Below are 4,674 nucleotides of genomic sequence, written 5' to 3' on the forward strand. Positions count from 1 at the left end.
TGCTGTCACCGATTGACTATGAAGCAAGAGAGTTAAAACTGAACAAAGCAGGCGTCTAGGAAACTAGGGGCATCTCAAAGCTCGGCGATGACGCTGCTATACTTTGCGCACGTGATATATGAGTGATAGATGTTTCCTCCATCGTTTCGGTATCAGGCCAAAAACACCTTCGCGAAACAGAGGTAATTTGTTATCTTATTCGCATACATAGGATTTTTTTGCATTCAAAGAAAATTATCGCCATGCACATGAACAGTATTCACCACCTTTCGAGGGCGACGAAGCGGGCCATTTTTCTGGCCGTCGACAGCATGCTCGTCCCCCTGGCTCTCTATTGCGCTTTTGCCTTCCGTTACGGGACCGGCACGCCCTGGATGCCGATCGCTGATAGCTGGGTGTTGTTCCCGGTCATCTCGATGTGGGGCGTCGGTATCATTTGGGCGCTGCGGCTGCACCGGATAAAACTTAACGCCTTTGATACACACTCTATGTCTAATATTGGCATAGCATCGCTGTTGATAGCGTTCAGCGCTGTGATACTCAGCTATCTGCTGAATTTATCAGCGCCACGGTCTGTGCCTTTGCTGCTTGGACTTTTCTTTTGCATCTTTGCTGTCGCAGCCCGCGTCGTCGGGCTCAATCTGATGCGCTGGCTGTCGGAGCGCGGGGGAAACCGCAAGCCCGTCGCAATCTACGGGGCAGGGGCCGCGGGGATCCAACTGGCTGCAGCCCTGCGCCAGGCTAGCGAAGCCCGCCCGGTATTCTTTGTCGATGACAGTCCAACTCTTCATGGATTGATGGTGGCGGGCCTGCCGGTTCATGACCCGGTCCAATTACCTCAGTTAATAGAGAAGTGCCGCATCGAACAAATCCTGCTGGCGGTGCCGTCGATGCCCAATGAACGCCGCGCTGAGGTTTTAGCGAAGCTGAACACCTACAAGGCCGAAGTACAGGTGTTGCCGTCATATGTGGAACTGATGTCGGGCAAGGGGCTGGTGGAAAGCCTGCGCACAGTAGCACCGGATCAGCTTCTTGGTCGCGATAAGGTGGCCCTCGATACGCCGGAGATTGCCAAAACTTATGCTGGTCGCGTGGTCATGGTGACCGGGGCAGGGGGCTCGATCGGGTCCGAACTTTGCCGTCAGTTGCTCAACTGTAACCCCGCACGGATTATCTTGTTTGAGCAGGGCGAATTCCAACTCTATTCGATTGATCAGGAATTGCAGGCCGAGGCGAAAGCCACGGGCATTCCCGTTGTCTCCCGACTTGGTTCGGTCACCAATAAGGCCCGCGTGGCCGGGGTGATCGCGGAGGAGGGGGTCGAGATCGTCCTTCACGCCGCCGCCTATAAACATGTGCCATTGGTCGAGGAAAACGAGCTAGAAGGCGCGCGTAATAACGTTCTGGGCACGCAAGTCGTGGCCGAAGCTGCCGCCGAAGCCAAGCTGGAGCGATTCATTCTCGTCTCAACTGATAAAGCCGTACGTCCGACAAATATCATGGGGGCCACCAAACGGATGGCCGAACTGGTCGTGCAAGATACCCAGACGCGCAACGCTGCTACGAAGTTCGCCATGGTGCGCTTCGGCAACGTGCTTGGGTCCTCCGGTTCGGTCCTGCCGCTCTTCCAGAAGCAAATCGCCCGCGGAGGACCGGTGACGGTGACCCACATAGATGTCACACGTTTCTTCATGACGATCCCTGAGGCAGCACGTCTAGTCCTGCTGGCCGGTGCCTATGCCAAGGGCGGTGATGTTTTCGTGTTGGACATGGGTGAGCCACAGAAGATCATCGACATCGCACACCGTATGATCTCGCTTTCCGGTCGCAAGGTTAAGGATCCGGAGACGGGTGAGGGTGATATTGAGATCAAAGTGACTGGCCTGCGGCCGGGTGAAAAGCTGTATGAAGAGCTGTTGATCGACGATGACAGCCTGCTACCCACACCGCATGCGAAGATCCTCCGAGCGCAAGAGGGGATGCTGAGCCAGATTGAGGTCGCTGCGATGCTACGTGAATTGCAGGGGTCGATTGCAGATGCGGATTCGCTTCGGCTTCGCAAGCTGATTGTGGCACGGGTTGAAGGCTATCACGTGCAGGAAAACGATATTCAGGTAGGGTGAGGCTGGCGGAAAGTCTACGGCATCTTGTTTTTTCAAGCAAAAAACACTGTTGATCTCGCCCTCATCTGTTTAACAGCATACTCAAGTATACTTCCGATTTAAGATCGGGCCATTTATCTATGGAGCGTCCTTTGAAAATCGTCATTACCGGAGCTTCGGGTTACGTAGGACAAAATATCGTCCCGATCTTGAAAGACCAGTGTGAAGGGCTGCTTCTCGTCGGGCGGGATGTCGCAAAACTGGTGCGTATCTTCCCAGATGTGCCAAGCTGCACGTTTGAGGAAATGTCGACACATGCGCAAGATTTTGACGTCCTGGTTCACCTGTCTGTTCTAAATAACGACGCCACGGACAGTGATGGTGCCTTCCATGATATAAATGTAGCTCTGGCCATCCAAACCGCCAAGGATGCCGCGGCTTGTGGCATAAAAAAATTCTACAATATTTCTTCTGTTCATGTGTTGGATGAGCAGAATCTGTCACCGTACGCAAAAAGCAAGCGTGAGGCTGTATCTCGCCTAGCCGCCATATCCGGTATTGAAGTCACCAACATATACCTTCCTTTCGTGCGCGGTATGCAGTGGAATGGAAAACTTGCCTTTCTTAACAACACGCCTTCGTTTCTGGCTAAGCCGCTACAAGCCTGCCTTCTGGCGCTCAAGCCATCAGTGAAAACAGACAGGCTGGCTAACTTTATTATGCAGTCGGGTACTTATCTGGATTCGGTGATTTTGTCTGAAGGGCAGTCAAACAACCCAGCTTATAACGCAATGAAGCGTGGGATGGATATTCTTTTTGCTGTAGCTGTAATTGCACTTCTTTGGTGGGCACTCCTGATCGTCTGGGCACTCGTGCGCTTCGGTTCCCCCGGTCCCGGAATTTTTGCCCAGGAGCGGGTGGGGCTGCATGGAAAAACATTTACCTGTTACAAGTTTCGCACGATGCAGGAAGGGACAGTCCAAGCAGGGACGCATGAGGTCTCCCAAGCATCGGTCACACCAGTCGGCCGCTTTCTAAGAGGAACGAAGTTGGACGAGCTCCCCCAAGTTTGGAACATCTTGAAGAATGAGATAAGTTTGATTGGTCCTCGGCCTGGTTTGCCCATACAGAAAGAGCTTTTTAACGCACGACAAGCGAGAGGTGTTTTTTGTGTGAAGCCGGGGATCAGTGGGCTGGCCCAAGTGAATAATATAGATATGAGTGATCCTGCACAGCTTGCTAGATGGGACGCTCGGTATATTTCGCTGCAATCTATGAGTCTTGATCTGAAAATCACTTTGGCAACTGTTCAGGGTGGTGGCCAAGGTGATAAAACGAGCGCCTAGCGGCGGAAGAGTTCAACTAGTTTCTCTGGATACTTAGAGAGTAGTCGGACATAGTTGGATGGGATTCCATTCATTCTGCATGCCTTTAGGACTTCCCGATTGAGCACCAGTTTAGACTTCAAGCCACCGGTACTCGCCCCGCCGGTCTGCATCATCATCCAAATGTCGGGAATGTAGAGTGAATTTATTGCTCCCGAACCAAACGTTCGAGCAATGAATTCAAAGTCCGCTGCTATTTTGAATTCATCGCTGTAGTTGCCGTATTTCTCAAAGACTCTCCGACGTGCGTACATAGTTGTATGCGCCGGCATCCAACCATTTTTAATGCGTGATGCACTAAATCGGCCAGAATTGTACCGTCGGGTAATACGGTCTGGTTGCCCTGGTGAGAAAAATCCTGCGTCAGCGTAAACAATGTCCAGATTAGGGTCCTCAAATGCTTTGGCAATCTGCGTTAGAATAGTAGCGCTGGCGAAGTAATCATCTGAGTGAAGAAGGCCAATCACGTCGCCAGTAGCAAGGGCAATGCCCTTGTTGATTGCATCATAGATGCCGTTGTCGCGCTCCGATACAATAATTGACTTTTCATCTGTAAAGTCTCGTACAATTTCCATTGTACGGTCTTTGCTAGCCCCATCCACAACCACTTGCTCTTTATCGTGCCAAGTCTGTTGTTGATAACTTTCCATCGCCCGACCAATCGTAGCTTCACGGTTGTAGATAGCGGTAACGACTGAAATTTTCATTGTGCGCTGGACCAATATGGAGCGGTAACCTCGTACAACTTAGCTCCGGGCATACACATCCTCATACCTGATAATATCGTCTTCACCGAGATAGCTGCCGGTTTGCACTTCGATCAGGACCATGGGGACTTTGCCGGGGTTTTCCATACGGTGCACGGCCCCGAGCGGTATATAGACCGATTGGTTTTCACTGATCAGTTGCACGCTGTCATCAACGGTGATCTTGGCAGTGCCTTCGACCACGATCCAGTGTTCCGACCGGTGGTGATGGCTTTGCAGGCTCAGCGATGCGCCGGGGTTCACCACGATACGTTTCACCTGGAAACGCCCGCCAATGACCAGGCTTTCGTACCACCCCCATGGCCGGTAATCGCGGGGCAGTTGGATCGCCTGGCTTGATCCCTTGGCCTTGAGCGCATCAACCGCTTCTTTCACGCGCTGCGCCTTGGATTTGTCGGCGACCAGCACCGCGTCGCCCAT

Annotated in this window: 4 protein-coding genes; 2 read left to right on the plus strand and 2 right to left on the minus strand. The window is 52.4% G+C overall.

All coding sequences use genetic code 11. The features are described from left to right. Positions 1 to 122: 122 nt before the first annotated feature. Together WNY39_RS17870 and WNY39_RS17875 are read left to right on the plus strand one after the other, a co-directional pair. Positions 123 to 2,123: a nucleoside-diphosphate sugar epimerase/dehydratase gene (locus WNY39_RS17870; protein ID WP_342847730.1), complete on the plus strand. Its 2,001-nt coding sequence runs from the start codon at positions 123 to 125 to the stop codon at positions 2,121 to 2,123. A 131-nt stretch (positions 2,124 to 2,254) separates the two neighbouring features. Then, a complete protein-coding gene (locus WNY39_RS17875) occupies positions 2,255 to 3,448 on the plus strand; it encodes a hybrid nucleoside-diphosphate sugar epimerase/sugar transferase (RefSeq protein ID WP_342847732.1) in 1,194 nt (397 codons plus the stop codon). On the opposite strand, the gene WNY39_RS17880 is transcribed toward WNY39_RS17875, so the two are convergent. Further along, complete coding sequence (locus tag WNY39_RS17880; protein ID WP_342847734.1) at positions 3,445 to 4,194, minus strand: glycosyltransferase family 2 protein; 750 nt, start codon at positions 4,192 to 4,194, stop codon at positions 3,445 to 3,447. The genes WNY39_RS17875 and WNY39_RS17880 overlap by 4 nt on opposite strands. Before the next feature lie 39 nt (positions 4,195 to 4,233). Then, positions 4,234 to 4,674: cupin domain-containing protein (locus WNY39_RS17885; protein WP_342847736.1), on the minus strand; the 441-nt coding region annotated here is incomplete at its 5' end.

The sequence above is a fragment of the Sulfitobacter sp. AS59 genome, from assembly GCF_038899995.1.
Taxonomy (GTDB): domain Bacteria; phylum Pseudomonadota; class Alphaproteobacteria; order Rhodobacterales; family Rhodobacteraceae; genus Sulfitobacter.

Coding starts and splice junctions, on each gene's coding strand:
- WNY39_RS17880 (WP_342847734.1), bottom strand. CDS start 4,194: ATGAAAATTTCAGTCGTTACCGCTATCTACAACCGTGAAGCTACGATT.